Below are 17,928 nucleotides of genomic sequence, written 5' to 3'. Positions count from 1 at the left end.
TCTTCCAGCCCTCGGCGGCCTTGTGAACCCTGACATAAGAGGGGTTCGCCGCAAGCGGGCGGCGGTGAATGCGCGCTCATGAACCGGCTGAATCCTCGCGCGGCGGCAGAGGCTCGACGGCAGGCATGGACCTGGCCATCGCCGACAGTCGCGACAGGGCGGCCAGGTTGCTTCGGCGCACCGTGTCGACGAAGCCGGCGAACGGCAAGCCCGTGATCCCGACCAGGCCGATATGACCGTTCTCGCCGTCCAGCAGGCGCCCGCTGGCCGGTTGGTCGAGGTACTGGAACCAGTGGGCGCCGACGATATACGGACTCTTCAGCGCCGCCTCCAGGAAAGTTCGGTAGGACTCGCCGCGCGCCCGCTCATTGGCCGCCTCGCTGACGCCACCCCAGAACGGGCCGCGATCCCGCGAGCCGAAGTGGAACTCGCTGATCAGCACCGGCTTGTCCAGCCGCGCCAGCAGGGAGTCGTCCAGGCCCTGCCCGGGCAACGGCGTATAGAGGTTGAAACTGAGCAGGTCGCAATACCGGGCACAGGAGGCGATCGCTTCGGGAGTGCTGACGGCGAAGCGGCCGCCGAGCAGGAGGTGATTCGGTGCGTGCCATTGCAGGGCGTCGCGCAGGGTCTTGAAGTAAGCGTCGGCATACAGCCCGAGGAAGGCACTGTAGTCCTCGGCGATGGCCGGATGCCCCTCGCCCGGCAGCGGAGCCGCGTAGCCCGGCGCCTCCAGGGCCTCCCAAGCGGCCAGCTCGATGCCCCAGGCCTGGGCCAATGCCTCATGGCGCAGGTACTTGGCTTTCAATTGCTTGACGAAGGCGCGCTTCGCCGGACTGTCCATGGACAGCGTCAAGGCTCCGAAAGCGAGGCCGTAGCGCGCCTGGGCCGAACCGTCGCGCCCGGCCCAGGCCAGTTCGTTGTCGGCGTAGTAGCCGAGCAGCCAGGGATCGTCGCGGTGGTCGCGAGCAGCGATAGCGATGGCTCGCTCGGCGGCCATGGCGAAGCGCGGGTCGAAGGGATCGGGCATGGCTCCCCACCAGTCGAAGCCGCTGCTGACCGTGGCGTAGTCGCCGGCGATCGACAGCGGCAGGCTGTAGGGCATCCGCGTCTGTGCCGCGAGCGCCGGATCGCTCCAGTTGCCGAGGCTGTTGAAACCCCATGCCGAGAGGCGCCCCAGGGTGCGCTGGCGCCATTCGCCGGCGAGCTGGTCGGCGCTCGCCTGGGGAGCGATGCGCTGGCGATTGGCACCGAGGAAATCGAACCAGCGGCCATGCCCGAAGCGCCGCCCGGCCTGCGCGGCGACGCCGCGGCGGTCGTCGCCCTCACCGAAGAATGCCGCCAGCGGTTCACCCTCCGCCGGCAGTTCGGCGAACATCGGCTCGCGTCCTTCGACGTAGGTCCGGCTGCCGTCGGCGGTCACCGCATTAACGCCCAGCGACCAGAACGGATGCCCTTCCGGAGTAACCAGCCACCAGCGCCCGCCACGTTTTTCCGTGCGGAAGAAACCGCTGGCTTCGAACACCGGCCCACCCAGCAGGCCGCCGAAACGGTCGCGCGCCGGCGTCTGCCGCTCCCAGTCGCGGAGCTGTGCTGCCTCGGCCGCATAGGCGCTGCGCAACTGCTCGTCGGAACGAATCTTTTCCGGCCAGTCGGCGCGGCTGTACTGGCCATAGCGATCGATCAGGCCGGTCAGGATACTCCGCTCCACCGCCCTCCCTGTGCGTATGCCGAAACGTCCGAGCAGGATGCTCTGGGGAGCTTGCGGCGAGCGCAGGGACAGGCTCAGCGCCCCGACCCTGGCGCGGTCCAGCGAGCCCTCCACGCGTGGCGCCAGCAGCACCCGCTGGCCTTCGACCATCTGTGGCATCGGCGGCCCCGCACGCATGCCCAGAGCCTCTGGCGAAACCGCCCGCAACGGCACCAGCAGGGTCTGCGGCGGGCCTGCCGGAAGCTCGATGGATGCCTGCAGCCCCGGCGCGCCCTGCTCGCCCTCGATCGCGACCTCCAGGGTCATGTCCCAGCTCATGGCGTTCTGGATGCGCAGGCTCACGTAGTCCGCCGCGGACCAGTCCCAACGGCCCTGCGCCGGACTCATGCGCAAGGTGGGCCGTTGCGCCGGGCCGAAGGTGACGCGACGGAGAATGTCGCCCTCCGGGGTGGCCTCCGCCGTCGCGCTGGGCAGGTCGGCATCCTCAAGGGTGATGCCGACCACGGCCATCGGCTTGACGAAGTTGAACAGCACCTGCTGGGTGTCGCTCGCCGCCAGCGGCGTGGCCACCGCGAGCAGGCCGAGAAGCAGGGGAAGATGCCAACGCGAACGGATCATGAAGCCTGTTTTCCTTAACTCCATCCCGGCATGGGCAAATGCCGGGAATTTCCCGATGCGGCTCGGACGTGAAGGCTGGCGCCCTCCCGCGCAGGCCAGCGCGTCAGGCGATTTCCCGCCGGAACGGCGGCAATGCATTGAGGATAGCCTTGCCGTAGCGCTGGGTGACCACGCGGCGGTCCAGCAGGGTGATGGTGCCGCGGTCCTGCTCGGTGCGCAGCAGCCGCCCGCAGGCCTGGACCAACCGCAGCGAGGCGTCTGGCACGGCGATCTCCATGAACGGATTGCCGCCGCGCGCCTCGATCCACTCGGCCAGCGCCGCCTCCACCGGGTCGTCGGGTACCGCGAAAGGAATCTTGGCGATCACCACGTGTTCGCAATAGGCCCCCGGCAGGTCCACACCTTCGGCGAAACTGGCGAGGCCGAAGAGCACGCTGTCCTCGCCGTCGTCGACTCGCGACTTGTGCTTGTTCAGGGTTTCCTGCTTGGACAGGTTGCCCTGGATGAACACCCGCTTGCGCCAGTCGCGGTCGAGACCGTCGAAGACTTCCTGCATCTGCTTGCGCGAGGAAAACAGTACCAGGCTGCCGCGCGCGCCCTTCACCAGTTCCGGCAGCTCGCGGATGATTGCCGCGGTGTGCTCGGCTGCGTTGCGCGGATCCGCCTTGAGGTCGGGGACCCGCAATACCCCGGCCTCGGCATGGTGGAAGGGGCTCGGCACCACCGCGGTGACCGCGTTGCGCGGCAGGCCGGCGCGCATGCGGTAGCGGTCGAAGGTGCCCAACGCGGTCAGGGTCGCCGAGGTCACCAGCACGCCATAGGCGACGTTCCACAGGTTGCGGCGCAGGGTCTCGGCGGCGAGGATCGGGCTGGCGTTGGCTTCGATGTCGTAGAAGCTGCCGCTCTCGGCGAGGGTCAGCCAGCGCGCCATCGGCGGGCTGTCCTGCGGATCCTCGCAGGTGAATGCGGTCCACAGTTCCCAGTTGCCCTGGGCACGCGCCAAAAGACTACCGAACAGCGGGTACCACTCCTCCGCCTGGTGGCTGGCGATGCCGCCGGCGCCTTCGCCGTCCATCGCCTCCTTGAGGATATCGGTGAGACGGGTGAACAGGTCGGTCAGCTTGGAGAAGCCTTTCTTCAGCTCGATGCCCATCTCGCGGATATGCTCGGGGACCACCCCGCCGACGAAACGGTGACGCGGCCGCTCGCGACCTTCCATGTCCTCGCCGGCGCGGAAATCGCCGATCTCTTCGCAGGCGGTGAACATGAACTGCTGTTGGGTCTTGATCTCCCGGGCCAGCTCCGGCACCTGTTCGATCAGGCGGCCGAGGTCGCCCGGCAGCGGGTGCTGGGCGAGTAGCTTGGTGAGGTTCTTGGCGATCTGCTCCAGCCAGTCGGCGGTAGCGCGCAGGCGGGTGAAATGGGCGAAATGGCCAATCGCCTTGTCCGGCAGGTGATGGCCCTCGTCGAACACGTAGAGGGTCTCGCGCGGATCGGGCAGGATGGCGCCGCCGCCCAGGGCCAGGTCAGCCAGCACCAGGTCGTGGTTGGTGACGATCACGTCGACCTTGGTCATCCCTTCGCGCGCCTTGTAGAAGGCGCACTGCTGGAAGTTCGGGCAATGTCGGTTGGTGCACTGGCTGTGATCGGTGGTGAGCTGCGCCCAATGCGCGTCGTCGATCGCCTCCGGCCAGCTGTCGCGGTCGCCGTCCCAGCGGTTGCCAGCCAGGCGTTCGATCATCTGGTTGAACAGCTTGCTGCTGGTCTCGTCGACATCGATGTTGAAACCGTCGTCGGCGAACAGTTGCGCCGTCGCGCTTTGCGCCTGGCCTTCCTGCAGCAGCGCGTCGAGCTTGGACAGGCACAGGTAGCGCCCGCGGCCCTTGGCCAGGGCGAAGCTGAAGGCCAGCCCGCTGTTGCGCAGCAGGTCGGGGAGATCCTTGTGGACGATCTGCTCCTGCAGGGCGACGGTCGCGGTGGCTATCACCAGGCGCTTGCCACTGGCCTTGGCGCAGGCGATCGCCGCCAGGCTGTAGGCCACGGTCTTGCCGGTACCGGTTCCGGCCTCCACCGCGACCACCGCCGGCTCGCCCTCGCGGTGCCCCTCCTCGTCCTCCTTGATCGCGCCGAGGGCCTTGGCCACTTCGGCGATCATCAGGCGCTGGCCATAGCGAGGCTTCAGCTCCTTGGCTTCGAGAAAGCGGGTGTAGGCACCCTGGATCTGGGACTTGAGTTCGGCGCTGAGCATGGAATTCCTGGGCCCGGCGCGCAGCGGAAGACGAATCCGCCGGCGCGCCATAGCTGGATAAATTTTCAGTGGTTCGACAGGGCGGCTATGATAACGCGCTTCGTCACAACCGCCAGCGGAGATCGCCGAATGACCCCCTACGCCCTCGTCTACGCCCTGCATGTCCTGGCCGCCCTGGTCTGGGTCGGAGGCATGTTCTTCGCCTGGACGATTCTTCGTCCGGCGGCCGTCGCCGCGCTGGAGGCCCCAGCCCGCCTGGGCCTGTGGCTGGAGGTGTTCCGCCGTTTCTTCCATTGGGTCTGGGCGGCGGTGATCCTGCTGCCGATCAGCGGCGTCGACATGCTGCACCTGAGCTTCAACGGTTTCGCCGGCGCGCCGCGCTACGTACAGGTAATGATGGGGCTCTACGTTGCCATGCTGGCACTGTTCCTGCGGGTGCAGGCGCTGCAAGTGCCGGAACTGCGCCGCGCGGTGCAGGCGCAGGACTGGCCGGCGGGCGGGCAGGCGCTGGGGAAGATCCGTCGCACCGTCGGCTTCAACCTGCTCCTCGGCCTGTTGCTGATAGCCCTGGTAGCGGCTCGCCCGAGCCTCTGAACCGGCGATGCGCCGGCAGCCGTGCTGCCGGCCTCTCCTCAGAAGCGCACGACGTCCAGGCTGCCGTCGCTGCCGTTGCCGCCGTTCGCGCCGTCCTCTCCGCTGCGCCCCGCACGACCGGCATCCACCGAGTAGATCCAGCAACCGGTGGCGTTATCCGCCGCACCCGGTTTGCCGGCCTTGCCTCCGGCGCCGCCGACGCCGCCTTGCAGACGGGTTTGCAAGCGCTCCAGAGGAAAATCGCCCGGCACTTCCAGACGAATCCGACCGCCCGCCCCGCCCGGACCGCCGTCGCTTCCGGATTGACCGTCGCCACCTTTCAGCGCGCTACCCCAGAGGCAGCCCGAGGCCTTGCCGGAAGCCCCGTCCAGGCCGTCGTAGCCCGGCGCGCCGACGCCGCCGCGGGCGTCCAGCAGCAGGCTTTCCACCTCCACCGCCTGCAGGCGCAAGGTCAGGTCGCGGCCGTTACCGGCACTTTGCCGGAAGGTGCCGGTCGCGCCGGGCGCGGAAATGATGCTGCCATCGGCCAGGTGGCCGCTGACGACTTCGATGCTGATCCGCTCCTCGCCCGGCGCCACGCCGATCCGGGCGTTCTTCGCCATGTGCAGTTCCTCGATGCGCAGGACGCTGACCTCCAGCGGAATCAGCAGGGCGGCGTCCTCGCCGATCTCCACTCTGCGCAGGCGCAGCTCCTGGGCCCGCTTGGGCAGGCGCACCACCGAGTTCGCCTGCACCTTCACGGTTCCGCCGATACCCTGCTGGCGTGCCGTCGGCGCCTCGGCCGAAAACGCGGCGCCAGCCCAGACCAGGGGAACGACCAGGAACAATCCGAGCATGGCCTTACGCATGATCGTCCTCCTTGTCCTGCGGCAACTCGCTGGCCGGGCTCAACGCCGGCAACGCAAGCATATGGAAGACCCCGAACAGCAAGACCTGGAGACGATCCAGCCAGGGATGCGCACGCGCTTTCAGGCGTCGTCCGAGGACGAGAATCTCGATCAGGTGGATCAACAGGATCAGGCCGCCGGCTATCGACAACAGCCAGTTCAGCGGATAGGCGAACGGATACAGCAGATTGACCAGCACCGCACCCCAGAAAACCAGGGTCACGAGCTTGCCCAGCCCGAGAAACGCTTTCATGGAACTCCCCCCAAGACATCGTGTGCGGGGGAACATACTCGCCAGCCCGCCGCGGCGCCAGCCATGAACGAAAACGGGGGCCTCGACGCCCCCGTTCTGCTCCGCGCCGCCTGCATCATTCGCGCTTGATGAGGATTTCCACCCGGCGATTCTCGGCCCGCCCTTCGCGAGTCTTGTTGTCGGCGACCGGCTGGCTTTCGCCCAATCCCTGCACGCCGACGATGATGCTCGAAGGCACCCCGGCATCGATCAGATAGTTCGCAACGGCATGCGCGCGCCGTTCCGACAGCTTCTGGTTGTAGGCATCGGAACCGACGCTGTCGGTATGCCCGGTGATACTCAGGCGCGTACTGGCCACCTCGCCTTTCAGGCGTTCGGCGATGCCGTTGAGCTTCTCGCTGTCGGCGGCGTCCACCTTCGACGAATCGAAGGCGAAGTGCAGGTCGCGCACGACAATGGTTTCTTCCTTGACGACGGGAGGCGGCGGCGCGACTTCCTCGACCGGCTGCGGAGGCGGCGGCGCGACCTGTTCGCCGGCACCGTGCACCCAGCAATAGGCGGCACCGACGCCACCGCCGATCAGGGCGCCCCAGCCGGCCCAACTGCTGCTTTCGATCGCGCCCAGGCCGGCGCCGGTAACACCACCGACCGCCGCACAGGTCGGCCAGTCGCTTTTCTGCAACCCTGCGCAACCGGTCAGCAAGCCGCTGACCAGAATCAGGGGTAAAGCGGTCCTCGTGATGCTCATTGGAACTCTCCTCGTGGATCGGTTGTAACCGACAAATAGGGAGTAAAGACCCCAGCCGAAAAAAGCGCCAGCACTAGGCCATGCAGGCGCTTCAGGCTAGTCTTGGCGAATCCCAGGAGAGTGTTTTCCCATGAGCGAACCGATTTCTCCCCGCACCCCGCAGCAGGCCCTGGCCGCGTTGCTCGCCCGCTACGCGCCGAAGCGCTTGCTGCTGGTCGGCGCCAGCCGGCTGCCGGCGGTGGAGGCCTTCATCCACAACCACCCCCAGTGCCAACTGGCGCACAGCCCGGCGGCGGCATTGCCCGCCGAACTGGCCGGCCAGCGCTTCGATCTGGCGCTGTTCGTCGATTGCCTGGAACACCTGCCGCAGCGCACCGGTCTGCAGTTGCTCGCGGGCGTGCGCAACCTGAATGCCAGCCGGGTCGCCGTACTGGTCGACCTCGAGGCCAGCGATTGGCAGGAAACCGACTTCTTCGCCCTCGCCATGCAGAACAGCGAACGCTTCCAGCGCGAAGGCCAGACGCTGACTCTGTACACCTACGACCTGTACGAATACAAGCAGGTCCCCGATTGGCTGAACGCCAAGTTCTGGGCCAACCCGGAAAACTTCGGCAAGTACTGGTGGTAACCATGACCCAACCTTCCTGCCCCTGCGGCAGCGGCGACCCGCTCGACGATTGCTGCGGCCGCTATCACCAGGGACATCCCGCGCCCACCGCGGAAGCCCTGATGCGCTCGCGCTACAGCGCCTACGCCCTCGGACTGGTGGACTACCTGCGCGACACCACGCTGCCGGCGCAACAGGCCGGTCTCGATCTCGACGGCATCCGCGCCTGGAGCCACGGCAGCACCTGGCTCGGCCTGGAGGTGGAAAACCACGAGGTGCTCGGCGGCCAGCCGGAGCATGCGCGAGTCACCTTCGTCGCACGCTGGCACGACGCCGACGGGGAACATGCCCATCGCGAATGTTCCGGCTTCGTCCAGCGCAACGGTCGCTGGTACTTCCTCGATCCGACCGTGGCCCTGAAACTCGGCCGCAACGATCCCTGCCCCTGCGGCGCCGGCGGCAAGCTGAAGAAATGCTGCGGTCCGTGGATCACCTGATGCATTCGCTCGCCAGCTATATCCGCGCCATCCATGCCCTGCCCTCGCCGGTCTCGATAAGCGATGCGCAGGTCGAAGAGCAACAGCGCTGCGAGGACGGCGTCGAGATCCACAGCTGCGAAGCGCTCTACCGTTTCGACAACGGCGTGCGCCTGCGCCAGCACTGCGAGCGCGACCTCCTGCCGAGCAGCGGGGCCTGCGAGGAATGCTGGATCGGCTACGAAGTGCTGGATTCCGCCGGGCAGGAAATCAGCCCACGCCACAAGCACTTCGTCAACGCCTGCCAGGAACGCTTCTGGTTGCGCATGCACGCCTGAGATGCTGAGCCAGGCTGCGCGGTTTGGGCGTTGACGAGCGCTCGGGTAGAATGCGCAGCCTTTTCATCCGGGCCCCATCCCCATGCTGCTGACCGTGCTCTACATCATCGCCATCACCGCCGAAGCCATGACCGGTGCGCTGTCGGCCGGCCGGCGCAGCATGGACCTGTTCGGCGTGGTGCTGATCGCCTGCGTCACCGCCCTGGGCGGCGGCTCGGTACGCGACATGCTGCTGGGCCATTACCCGCTGACCTGGGTCCGTCACCCGGAATACCTGGCGCTGACCGCAGTCGCCGCGCTGGTGACAGTGTTCATCGCGCCGCTGATGCGCCACCTGCGCTCGCTGTTCCTGGTACTCGACGCGGTTGGCCTGGTGGCCTTCACCCTGATCGGCTGCCAGGTCAGCCTGGAAATGGGCCACAGCCTGCTGATCGCGGCGATCAGCGGGGTGATCACCGGGGTGTTCGGCGGCATTCTCCGCGACATCCTGTGCAACGACGTACCCTTGATCTTCCGCCGCGAACTCTATGCCAGCGTGTCCTTCGCCAGCGCCTGGTGCTACCTGATCTGCGTGGAGCTGGAACTGCCCTCCGAACAGGCGATGCTGATCACCCTGTTCAGCGGCTTCCTGTTCCGCCTGCTGGCCATCCGCTTCCACTGGGAAATGCCCAAGTTCGTCTACCAGGACGATTTCGACCACTGAGGCAAGCGCCTGCCCCTGGCCGACGCGTTCCTCCAACCCCGCGCCTGTCCGGCGTCACACACCGATGCCACGGCCCCGCGACGCGGTTATCCGCCCCAGGCCCTGGCTTGTCGCAGGCCGCTGCCCGCCTCAGTCCTGCAGGCGCAGGTGGCTGGTGTCCGGAGCCGGAGCCGCTGGCTCGGAGCGTGCCTGGCCCATGTCGCTACCGACCGGGGCGACGCTGAAGCGGCTCAGGTCGAGCTTCGGCGCCTCGGCTTCGGCCTTGGCGTCCTGTAGGTCGGCGCCTACCGGAGCCAGGCCGAAATCCGGCGCGTCGACCTCGGCGAACGCCGCCATGTAGCCGTCCCGCGGCGCTACCTGCAAACGTCCGGCGGGCGTGCTGGCCCCAATAGCGGCGCGGGTCTGCGGAGCCTCCACGGGAATCGTCCGCGCAGGCGGCGGCGCCATGACCACCTCCTCGATCTCCATCTCGGCGACCACGGCGATCGCTCCCGCTCGCTCCAGCACGCTGCGGTATTTTTCCGCGGAGGCGGCATCGAGGTTGTTCTTGATCACCACCCGGCGGCCGGAGAACAGCAGTTCGATACGCTGCGCGTCGGCCTGGAACAGCTTGGCCAGGTTGGCCTTGACCACCTCGGGCCGGGCGCCGGCGACCAACTGGCCGGAAAAGGCGATTTCAAAGCGGCTCATTGGCATCTCTCCGAGTGAAGGGCCGCTCGGCATGGCGGCCCTGGCGTTTCGTCGAGCGATTGTACCCATCGTCAGCCACGCGTGGAGTGACTGGGTCCGGCAAATCGGCCGGCGGGTCCGTTCAGGTTAGCCGAGCCGGTCACGCCAGCCGACGGGAAGACTTGCACGGGCGTACGCGCTTCTCCATGCTCCCCCGACTGCGCTACGGGAAACATATGGACACAGGCCTGTACCTGAAACATCTTTCCTCTATACAACAATAAGTTGCAGCACAATCACTGCTTGTTAAACTGGGGCGTCTCGGGGGGAATAGCATGAATTACCAGGCGCAAATGATAAGAATTATCAGCCTAATAATGGCGTGGGGAGTTCTCTCCAATCTCTCGGGCTGCAGCTGGATGACCGGCAGCTTCGAAGACCCCGACGTCAAGCTGCTGAAGGTGGAAGTGGTCAAGGCACGCTTGCTGGAACAGGAGTTCGTGATGCGCTTCCGCATCGACAACCCCAACGATTTCAGCCTGCCGGTACGCGGACTGCAGTACGCCGTGCAACTGAACGACATCCAGCTCGCAGAAGGCGAGTCCGGCCAGTGGTTCACGGTTCCCGCCCACGGCCACGAAGTATTCGACGTGCCGGTGCGAACCAATCTCTGGCGCCACATGAAATACATCGTCAAGCTCCTCGAGCGTCCCGAGGAGCCGATCCGCTACCGCCTGCAGGGCGAAGTGAAGACCGGACTGATGTTTGGCCGCAGCGTGCACCTGAGACGAAATGGCGAGATAATTCCCGGCGATTTCATCCCAGAATAGGTCCACCATGAGTCAGGAACCCCACGTACACGGCCCGAACTGCAACCACGACCACGATCATCATCACGATCATGGCCATGGTCATGTCCACGGTCCGCACTGCAACCACAGCCACGAGCCGGTGCGCAATCCGCTCAAGGCCGTAGGCCGCAACGATCCCTGCCCCTGCGGCAGCGAGAAGAAATTCAAGAAGTGCCACGGCGCCTGACCCTTCGCACGCGCCGGCATCCGAAGGCCCGCTGCTCAGCGGGCCTTTTCGTTGGCGCGCCACCAGCCCCGCCGGGGCATCATGCGCGACGGCGGTTTGCATCGAACCTACGTTCCTGGCGTAGAGTCTTCCGTTCGTAGCCCATCGACGAGCCGGAGACGCACCGATGATCGACCTGTACTACTGGACCACCCCGAACGGCCACAAGATTACTCTTTTCCTGGAAGAAACCGGCCTGCCCTACGCCATCCATCCGATCAACATCAGCCAGGGCGACCAGTTCCAGGCGGATTTCCTGAAGGTGTCGCCGAACAACAAGATTCCCGCCATCGTCGATCGCCAACCGGCCGACGGCGGCGCTCCCCTGTCGCTGTTCGAATCCGGCGCCATCCTGCTCTATCTCGCGGAAAAGACCGGACGGTTCCTCGCCAAGGACCTGCGCGCGCGCCAGGAAACCCTGCAGTGGCTGTTCTGGCAAATGGGCGGGCTGGGGCCGATGGCCGGGCAGAACCACCATTTCAACCGCTTCGCCCCGGAGAAGATTCCCTACGCCATCGACCGTTACGTCAAGGAAACCGCGCGCCTGTACGGCGTTCTCGACCAGCGCCTGGCGGAGCGCGCCTTCGTCGCCGGCGACGACTACAGCATCGCCGACATGGCCATCTATCCGTGGATCGTCCCGCACCAGTGGCAGGAGCAGGATCTCGCCGACTTCCCACACCTGCAGCGCTGGTTCGAGAGCATTCGCCAGCGGCCGGCGACGCAACGCGCCTATGCTTTGGTGGAGCGCATCAATCCGCCGAAGTAGCGAGTCCCGAGCCAGCCTGCGGACGTCCTCGCGGACGACCGCAGGCGGAGCTTGCGCAGCCCTGCGCTCCTCACTAACGTAGCGCCTCTCGACGCGACCACTCCCGCAGGAGCCCCCAGCCCATGGCCTCGCCAGCCTTCATGCGTTTTCTTCCCCGTTGCGGCGCCGCCGCGGCCTTCGGCACCCTCCTGGGCCTGGCCGGTTGCCAGTCCTGGCTCGACGATCGCTACGCCGACAGCCTGCCGCCGACCTCCGGCGTGCAACCGATCAAGGGCCTGGCGCAAAACGTATCGATCCGGCGCAACGCGCTGGGCATGCCACTGATCGAAACCGGCACCTTCCATGACGCGCTGTTCGCCCTGGGCTACGTACACGCCTCCGACCGCCTGAGCCAGATGGTCAGCCTGCGCCTGCTGGCCCAGGGACGGCTGGCCGAGATGGTCGGTCCCGGCGCGCTGGAGATCGACCGTTTCATGCGTACCGTGAACCTGCGCCAGGCCGCGGAGATCCAGTACAGGAACGCCTCGCCGCGCCTGCAACGCTTCTTCGAGGTCTACGCGCGCGGGGTCAACGCCTACCTGTATCGCTATCGCGACAAGCTGCCGATGGACCTGGCCCAGTCCGGCTACCGTCCGGAATACTGGAAGCCCGAGGACTCCGCCCTGGTCTTCGCCCTGCTCAACTTCGGCCTGGCGGTGAACCTGCAGGAAGAAATCGCCTCGCTGACGCTCGCGCAGAAGGTCGGCAGCGACAAGCTGGCCTGGCTGACGCCGACCTACCCTGACGAAAACCTGCCGTTCGACGAGGCGGAAAAGCTCAAGGGCCTGCGCCTGGACGGGCAGGTTCCCGGCCTCGTAGGCGTCGAGGGCGCGGCGCGGCAGGTCGCAGCGCTGAGCATGCTCGGGGTCGCCGCCTCGAACAACTGGGCTATCGCGCCGCAACGCAGCCGCAGCGGCAAGAGCCTGATGGCCAACGACACCCACCTGCCGCTGAGCATGCCGTCGGTGTGGAACTACGTGCAGATCCGCTCGCCCAAGTACCAGGCCGCGGGCGTTTCCATCGCCGGTCTGCCGGGCGTGGTGGCGGGCTTCAACGGCAAGCTGGCCTGGGGCATGACCATGGTCCTGGGCGACAACCAGGATCTCTACCTGGAACAGCTGCGACGCCAGGGCAACCGGCTCTATTACCTGGCCGACGGCAAGTGGCAGCCAACCCGCGAACGCCAGGAAACCTTCTTCATCAAGGGCCAGCGGCCGATCCGCGAGGTCATCCACGAAACCCGCCATGGCCCGCTGCTCAACAGCGCCCTGGGCGAGCGCAAGAACATCCTCCAGCCGCTGCCGCTGAAGAGCGGCTACGGACTGGCCTACCGGAGCATCCAGCAGGAAGCCGACAAGACCCTGGACGGCTTCTTCGACCTGTCGCGGGCCAAGACCATCGAGCAGGCCTTCGACGCCACCCGCGAGATTCGCGCGATGCCGCTGAACATCGTGTTCGCCGACGAAAAGCACATCGGCTGGCAGGTCACCGGACGCTATCCGAACCGCAAGGAAGGTCGCGGCCTGCTGCCCTCCCCTGGCTGGGACGGCCGCTACGACTGGGATGGCTATGCCGACCCGATCCTCCACCCCTCCGACCAGGACCCGCAGCAGGGCTGGCTGGGTACCGCCAACCACCGTACCGTGCAGCCCGGCTACGGCGCCCAGTTGTCCAATTCCTGGTACTACCCGGAGCGCGCCGAGCGCATCGCCCAGCTCGCCGGTGCCAGCAAGAGCCACGACACCCAGAGCATGATCCGCATGCAATACGACCAGACCTCGCTGTTCGTCGCCAAGCTGCAAGCCATGTTCGACAATCCCGGCATGGCGCTGCCGCTGCGCCAGGCCATCGACGCCTTGCCGGAGGCGCAACGCAGCCAGGCGCGAGAGGCCTACGACCGGCTGATGGCGTTCGACGGCAAGCTGGCGGCCAACTCCAGCGACGCCGCGCTGTACGGCGCCTTCCTCCATGAGAGCGCCAGGCAAATATTCCTCGACGAGCTAGGACCGGAGGACAGCCCTGCCTGGAAAGCCTTCGTCGAGACCGCCAACCTCTCCTACTCGGCGCAGGCCGACCACCTGCTCGGGCGCGACGACAGTCCGTTCTGGGACGATATCCGCACTCCGCAGAAGGAGGACAAGCCGGCAATCCTCGCGCGCAGCCTCGCCGCCGCCGTGGAGTTCTGCGAACAGCGACTGGGGAGCGAGCGCAAGGCCTGGCAATGGGGCAAGCTGCACACCTACGAATGGCAGAGCGACAGCTCGAAAATGGCCCCCTACCTGGGCGCCGGCGAGCGCGCCGGACTCGGCGCGATCAAGGGCTATCTCGATCGCGGGCCCTATCCGGCCGGCGGCGACCACAGCACGCTGGACGTATCGGCCTACGGCTGGGGCCAGGACTTCGACACTTGGCTGATCCCGGCGATGCGGCTGATCGTCGACTTCGGCCAGAGCGAACCGATGATCGGCGTGAACAGCAGCGGCCAATCCGGCAATCCGGCCAGCCCGCACTACGCCGACGGTATCGACGCCTGGCTCAAGGGGCGCTACGTCAGCTTCCCGTTCCAGCCACAGAACCTCGATCGCGTTTACGGCAACAAGCGGCTGACGCTCACCCCCGCCCGCTGAACGAACGGCGCGGAACTTTCCTCCGCGCCGTGGCTCTGAACAGCCGACTTACTCCATGATCATCTTCAGGGCGTCCTTCCGGACGCCCTTCTTTTATCCCCCTCCCGGAAAGACTCCGTTTTCTCGAAAGCCCGGGTACGGGATCGAACCGATCTCACTCCTCTCCGGCTTCTTCCACGGGCGCCACCAGCGCCCGGTCCAGCCAGTCCGTCGGCAGGCTCTTGCTGGCGCGGGCGCCGAGCAGCTTGAGTTGCTCGCTGCGACTGATCAGGTTGCCACGTCCCTCGGTGAGCTTGTTGCGCGCCGCGGCATAGGCCTTGTCCAATTGCTGCAGGCGCGAACCGACCTCATCGAGGTCCTGGACGAAGAGCACGAACTTGTCATACAGCGAACCGGCACGCTCGGCGATTTCCCGCGCATTCTGGTTCTGCCGCTCCTGGCGCCAGAGGCTGTCGATTACCCGCAGGGTGGCCAGCAGGGTGGTCGGGCTGACGATCACGATATTCTGCGCGAAGGCGTCCTGGAACAGGTTCGGCTCGGCCTGCAAGGCCGTCGAGAAAGCCGCCTCGATCGGCATGAAGAGCAGGACGAAGTCGAGGCTGTGCAACCCTTCCAGACGTCGATAGTCCTTGCCGGAAAGGCCTTTCACATGATTGCGCAACGACATTACGTGCTGCTTCAGCGCCTGCTGGCGCAGCAGATCGTCGTCAGCGGCGATGTACTGCTGGTAGGCCGTGAGACTGACCTTGGCATCCACCACCACCTGCTTGTCGCCGGGCAGGCGGATCAACACGTCCGGCTGGAAGCGTTCGCCCTCGGCGCCCTTCAGGCTGACCTGGGTCTCGTATTCCCGGCCTTTTTCCAGGCCTGCATGCTCGAGCACCCGCTCCAGCACCAGTTCGCCCCAGTTACCCTGGGTCTTCTGGCCCTTGAGCGCGCGGGTCAGGTTGGTCGCTTCCTCGCCCAGGCGCAGGTTGAGCTGCTGCAGACGCTCCAGTTCCTTGCTCAGGGAGAAACGCTCGCGCGCTTCCTGCTGGTAGCTTTCCTCCACCCGCTTCTCGAACGCCTGGATGCGCTCCTTGAGCGGATCGAGCATCTGCCCCAGGCGCTGCTGGCTGGTCTCGGCGAAACGCTGTTCGCGTTCGTCGAAGATCTTTCCCGCCAGTTCGGCGAACTGTGCCCGCAACTCGTCGCGGGCCGACTGCAGGTCGGTCAGGCGCTGCTGGTGGCTTTCCTGCTGCTCGCGCAGTTCCGCAGCCAGCGCAGCCCGTTCGGAAGCCAGGCGACGCACTTCCTCTTCCCGGCCCTGGCGCTCGCTGGCCCAGCGTGCCTCCGCCTGGGACGCCCGTTGCCGCTCCTCCCCCATCAACTCGGCTTCCCGACGCAGCGCGGCGACCTCGCCGGCAAGCCTGGCATGGCGCTCGCCGAGTTGCTGGTAAGCCTCCCTGCTGGTCTCCAACTGCGCATTCAGGCCGTCCTGGGCCAGTTGCGCGGTCGCCAGTCGCTCGCCGAGCAAGGCTATCTCGCGCTCCGCCAGGCTGGCCCTTCTCTGTAGCTGCCATGCCAGGCCGGCCAAGGGAATCGCGGCAGCCAGCAGGCCAAGCAACAGGTTCGGTAGATCGACGGGCATGGGGCACTCCAGCGGGAAACGACGCAACACCCGCCGTGGCAGGTGCGCGTGCAGCGGATTCTAGGTTCTTGGGAAAAGACCGTCGAGCGAATAGCGCCGCGCCGAACGAGTACTCCGCTTCCGAGCTGTGCGTAACCCCATGCGCGGGACATTTCGGATATTTCCGTAATGGGAGCCATCGCCCTGCGCCCTTCGCCGCCGGGATATTTCTGCTTCCACCGGCATTTTTGTCGCGGCTACAGGGCTTGCCTTGGAGCGTGCAATGTGCTGTCGAGCAAGCGCTTGGGAAATCCACAGATCCTGTGGATAACCCAGTGGAAAAGACCCTAAAAAACTGCCGAACCCCCGATGGAGTGGGGCTATGGGACAGATTGACGATTTTTTCACCAACTATTTTTATCGTTATTTTTCAATAAGTTACGTTTCAAACATGAAAAATCAAGCGTTTAGAGCCTAACGCTCTCAACCCTTGACAAGCTGCTTTCCATTTGTGCACAAATTTTCGCCGAAGCCTCTTGCCGCCCCATTGCAGGGCAATGCCGTTCGAAATCCTCAGCCATTCTTTCCCTCGGGGCTTGCAGGCCAGCCCTACCCCACCAGCAGGTTGCGGCCTCCAGACGGTGCCCCCGGATCGCAGGCAACCGTGCGCCCCTCCACTCACGCCGGATGCGGCAACTTTCCGTTCACCAGGAACAGCTCCCAGGAGAAGATTTTCGGCGATCCCGGTACATGCGCCGGCTTGAAGGCCACGTAACCGGCCGTGGTTTCGCACAGCCAGGGCGTCAGGTTGCGAGGACGCTTTTCGGTGAAGGCCGCGGGCGTGAACAGGGCGACATTGCAGCCGCGCTCCGGGCAACGCGCCGAACGGTATTCGAATGCCTGCACCCCGGCGCTGCGCATGGCGCTCCCCAGTTCCTGGGGAGCGCGGTAGTCGGCGATGTCGGTCAGCGCAGCCTCGTGATCGGAGAAAGGCGTTGCCTGCAGGCGGATTCCCCGCTCCACCTTCCAGCCCGCCTCGAACGAAGCGTGCTCGGACAGAATCCTCCCGCTCGGTGGCGGCACTGCCATGCCACTCCACAGGACGCAACGGTAATACGCGCTTTCGGCCATGGTCGTTTCCAGCTTCAACGCGGCGTAGAACAGGCTTGGCTCGTGGCGACGGCCGAACCGCGACCCCCAGCGCAAGGGCGGATAACGGAACGGGGTCTTCAACAGGTAATGCAATGGCTCGGCGTCCGCCGGCACCGGCGGCTTGCTCGACTCGAGCAGTTCCTCGAGCAATGCCTGCTCTTCCAGGGTGTCGACCAATTGCAGGGTCGCCACCTGCTCCTGGCTCTCCACCAACCGCACCAGCCGTCCCTGGAGCGGTCGGATATGCCGCTCACCCTTGCACTGTCGCCAGATCTCGCTCACCTTCCGCCCCTCGCTTCCTGTGGTGTCGGATGCCAGCGTAGCGGCACCGCAGTCTCCATTCAGCCAGGCGTGTCGCCTCTGGCTGCCAGCCTTTTCCGTGACAGGCGTAGGCCCCCGTACAGGCGCGCCGGGTATCAGACCTTGCCGCGGATCGCATCGAGGTATTCCAGCACATGAACCAGGCCCTGCACCTGTCCCATCAGTGCCAGCGGCTCGCCCGCCAGGTGATGGTTGGGCGTGCGCAGGAAGTGGCGCATGTCCTCCTGCTGCCCGCCGAACAGGGCATACAGTGCGCGATAGACCCGCACCAGCAGCAGAGCCAGCTCGCCGGTCTTGCTGTCCACCCGCAGGCCCTGGGTCTTCCAGCGGCTGATGGCGCTGCGATCGACGCCGACGATGCCGGCCAGTTCGAGCTGCGTCAGTCCCAATTGCTCGCGCGCGGCGAGGACGGCCTTGGCCAGGACGGCATCGGCGCTGGGACGTTCCTTGATGAGAGCGCTCATGACGACCTCCTCACGTGTGTT

Annotated in this window: 18 protein-coding genes; 9 read left to right on the top strand and 9 right to left on the bottom strand. The window is 66.1% G+C overall.

The annotated features are described in order from the left end of the window. Positions 1-76: 76 nt before the first annotated feature. The gene (locus HMPREF2886_RS28635; protein WP_083318635.1) at positions 77-2,350 is read right to left on the bottom strand and encodes a beta-agarase; all 2,274 of its coding nucleotides are present in this window, start codon (positions 2,348-2,350) and stop codon (positions 77-79) included. 79 nt (positions 2,351-2,429) lie between these two features. After that, a complete protein-coding gene (gene dinG / locus HMPREF2886_RS28630; protein ID WP_033976623.1) occupies positions 2,430-4,574 on the bottom strand; it encodes an ATP-dependent DNA helicase DinG in 2,145 nt (714 codons plus the stop codon). A gap of 129 nt (positions 4,575-4,703) precedes the next feature. On the opposite strand from dinG, the gene HMPREF2886_RS28625 reads away from it, so the two are divergent. Beyond that, positions 4,704-5,168, top strand: coding sequence for a CopD family protein (locus tag HMPREF2886_RS28625; RefSeq protein WP_070748834.1), 465 nt, complete (start codon positions 4,704-4,706; stop codon positions 5,166-5,168). Between the two features lie 38 nt (positions 5,169-5,206). Here HMPREF2886_RS28625 and HMPREF2886_RS28620 read toward each other — a convergent pair whose 3' ends face one another. From HMPREF2886_RS28620 to HMPREF2886_RS28610, 3 genes are all read right to left on the bottom strand, one after another. Further along, positions 5,207-6,016: a hypothetical protein gene (locus tag HMPREF2886_RS28620; protein ID WP_070748832.1), complete on the bottom strand. Its 810-nt coding sequence runs from the start codon at positions 6,014-6,016 to the stop codon at positions 5,207-5,209. Then, positions 6,009-6,308 carry a DUF1145 domain-containing protein gene (locus tag HMPREF2886_RS28615; RefSeq protein ID WP_033969406.1) on the bottom strand — a complete coding sequence of 100 codons (300 nt, stop codon included), beginning with the start codon at positions 6,306-6,308 and terminating at the stop codon, positions 6,009-6,011. Before HMPREF2886_RS28615 ends, HMPREF2886_RS28620 begins: the two co-directional genes overlap by 8 nt. Positions 6,309-6,423: 115 nt before the next feature. Then, on the bottom strand, positions 6,424-7,056 hold the full coding sequence (locus HMPREF2886_RS28610) for an OmpA family protein (RefSeq protein WP_070748830.1): 633 nt from the start codon (positions 7,054-7,056) through the stop codon (positions 6,424-6,426). Positions 7,057-7,186: 130 nt separating this feature from the next. Here HMPREF2886_RS28610 and HMPREF2886_RS28605 point away from each other — a divergent pair, with 130 nt between their 5' ends. The 4 genes from HMPREF2886_RS28605 (at position 7,187) to HMPREF2886_RS28590 (ending at position 9,180) form a co-directional block, all read left to right on the top strand. Further along, positions 7,187-7,684, top strand: a complete 498-nt coding sequence (locus HMPREF2886_RS28605; RefSeq protein ID WP_003086343.1) for a DUF6231 family protein — start codon at positions 7,187-7,189, stop codon at positions 7,682-7,684. Positions 7,685-7,686: 2 nt separating this feature from the next. Next, on the top strand, positions 7,687-8,160 hold the full coding sequence (locus tag HMPREF2886_RS28600) for a YchJ family protein (protein ID WP_003082003.1): 474 nt from the start codon (positions 7,687-7,689) through the stop codon (positions 8,158-8,160). Next, a complete protein-coding gene (locus tag HMPREF2886_RS28595; protein WP_009315410.1) occupies positions 8,160-8,477 on the top strand; it encodes a hypothetical protein in 318 nt (105 codons plus the stop codon). Before HMPREF2886_RS28600 ends, HMPREF2886_RS28595 begins: the two co-directional genes overlap by 1 nt. A gap of 82 nt (positions 8,478-8,559) precedes the next feature. Next, positions 8,560-9,180, top strand: coding sequence for a trimeric intracellular cation channel family protein (locus HMPREF2886_RS28590; RefSeq protein WP_003081997.1), 621 nt, complete (start codon positions 8,560-8,562; stop codon positions 9,178-9,180). Positions 9,181-9,309: 129 nt separating this feature from the next. Here the strand turns inward: HMPREF2886_RS28590 and HMPREF2886_RS28585 are convergent, their stop codons facing one another. Then, positions 9,310-9,870 (bottom strand): hypothetical protein, encoded by a 561-nt coding sequence (locus tag HMPREF2886_RS28585; RefSeq protein ID WP_033969412.1) that lies wholly within the window; start codon positions 9,868-9,870, stop codon positions 9,310-9,312. 314 nt (positions 9,871-10,184) lie between these two features. Here HMPREF2886_RS28585 and HMPREF2886_RS28580 point away from each other — a divergent pair, with 314 nt between their 5' ends. The 4 genes from HMPREF2886_RS28580 to quiP all read left to right on the top strand — a co-directional run bounded on the left by HMPREF2886_RS28580 (position 10,185) and on the right by quiP (position 14,361). Further along, positions 10,185-10,679, top strand: a complete 495-nt coding sequence (locus tag HMPREF2886_RS28580) for an LEA/WHy family protein (protein ID WP_003123186.1) — start codon at positions 10,185-10,187, stop codon at positions 10,677-10,679. Positions 10,680-10,686: 7 nt separating this feature from the next. After that, a complete protein-coding gene (locus HMPREF2886_RS28575) occupies positions 10,687-10,887 on the top strand; it encodes an SEC-C metal-binding domain-containing protein (protein WP_003081984.1) in 201 nt (66 codons plus the stop codon). 166 nt (positions 10,888-11,053) lie between these two features. Then, the gene (locus HMPREF2886_RS28570) at positions 11,054-11,695 is read left to right on the top strand and encodes a glutathione binding-like protein (protein WP_033969413.1); all 642 of its coding nucleotides are present in this window, start codon (positions 11,054-11,056) and stop codon (positions 11,693-11,695) included. A gap of 122 nt (positions 11,696-11,817) precedes the next feature. Continuing rightward, the gene (quiP, locus tag HMPREF2886_RS28565) at positions 11,818-14,361 is read left to right on the top strand and encodes an acyl-homoserine-lactone acylase QuiP (protein ID WP_033969416.1); all 2,544 of its coding nucleotides are present in this window, start codon (positions 11,818-11,820) and stop codon (positions 14,359-14,361) included. 154 nt (positions 14,362-14,515) lie between these two features. On the opposite strand, the gene rmuC is transcribed toward quiP, so the two are convergent. The 3 genes from rmuC to HMPREF2886_RS28550 form a co-directional block, all read right to left on the bottom strand. After that, positions 14,516-15,877 carry a DNA recombination protein RmuC gene (rmuC, locus tag HMPREF2886_RS28560; RefSeq protein ID WP_079385163.1) on the bottom strand — a complete coding sequence of 454 codons (1,362 nt, stop codon included), beginning with the start codon at positions 15,875-15,877 and terminating at the stop codon, positions 14,516-14,518. 771 nt (positions 15,878-16,648) lie between these two features. Then, the gene (locus tag HMPREF2886_RS28555; RefSeq protein ID WP_070748828.1) at positions 16,649-17,404 is read right to left on the bottom strand and encodes an RES family NAD+ phosphorylase; all 756 of its coding nucleotides are present in this window, start codon (positions 17,402-17,404) and stop codon (positions 16,649-16,651) included. Positions 17,405-17,538: 134 nt separating this feature from the next. After that, complete coding sequence (locus tag HMPREF2886_RS28550; RefSeq protein ID WP_003086329.1) at positions 17,539-17,907, bottom strand: antitoxin Xre/MbcA/ParS toxin-binding domain-containing protein; 369 nt, start codon at positions 17,905-17,907, stop codon at positions 17,539-17,541. Between the last annotated feature and the right edge of the window lie 21 nt (positions 17,908-17,928).

Origin of the sequence: Pseudomonas sp. HMSC066A08, from assembly GCF_001813025.1 — a bacterium.
In the GTDB taxonomy this organism is placed as follows: domain Bacteria; phylum Pseudomonadota; class Gammaproteobacteria; order Pseudomonadales; family Pseudomonadaceae; genus Pseudomonas; species Pseudomonas aeruginosa.
The sequence above is the reverse complement of the archived record's forward strand: the minus strand, read 5'-3'. Positions and strand labels throughout refer to the sequence as shown.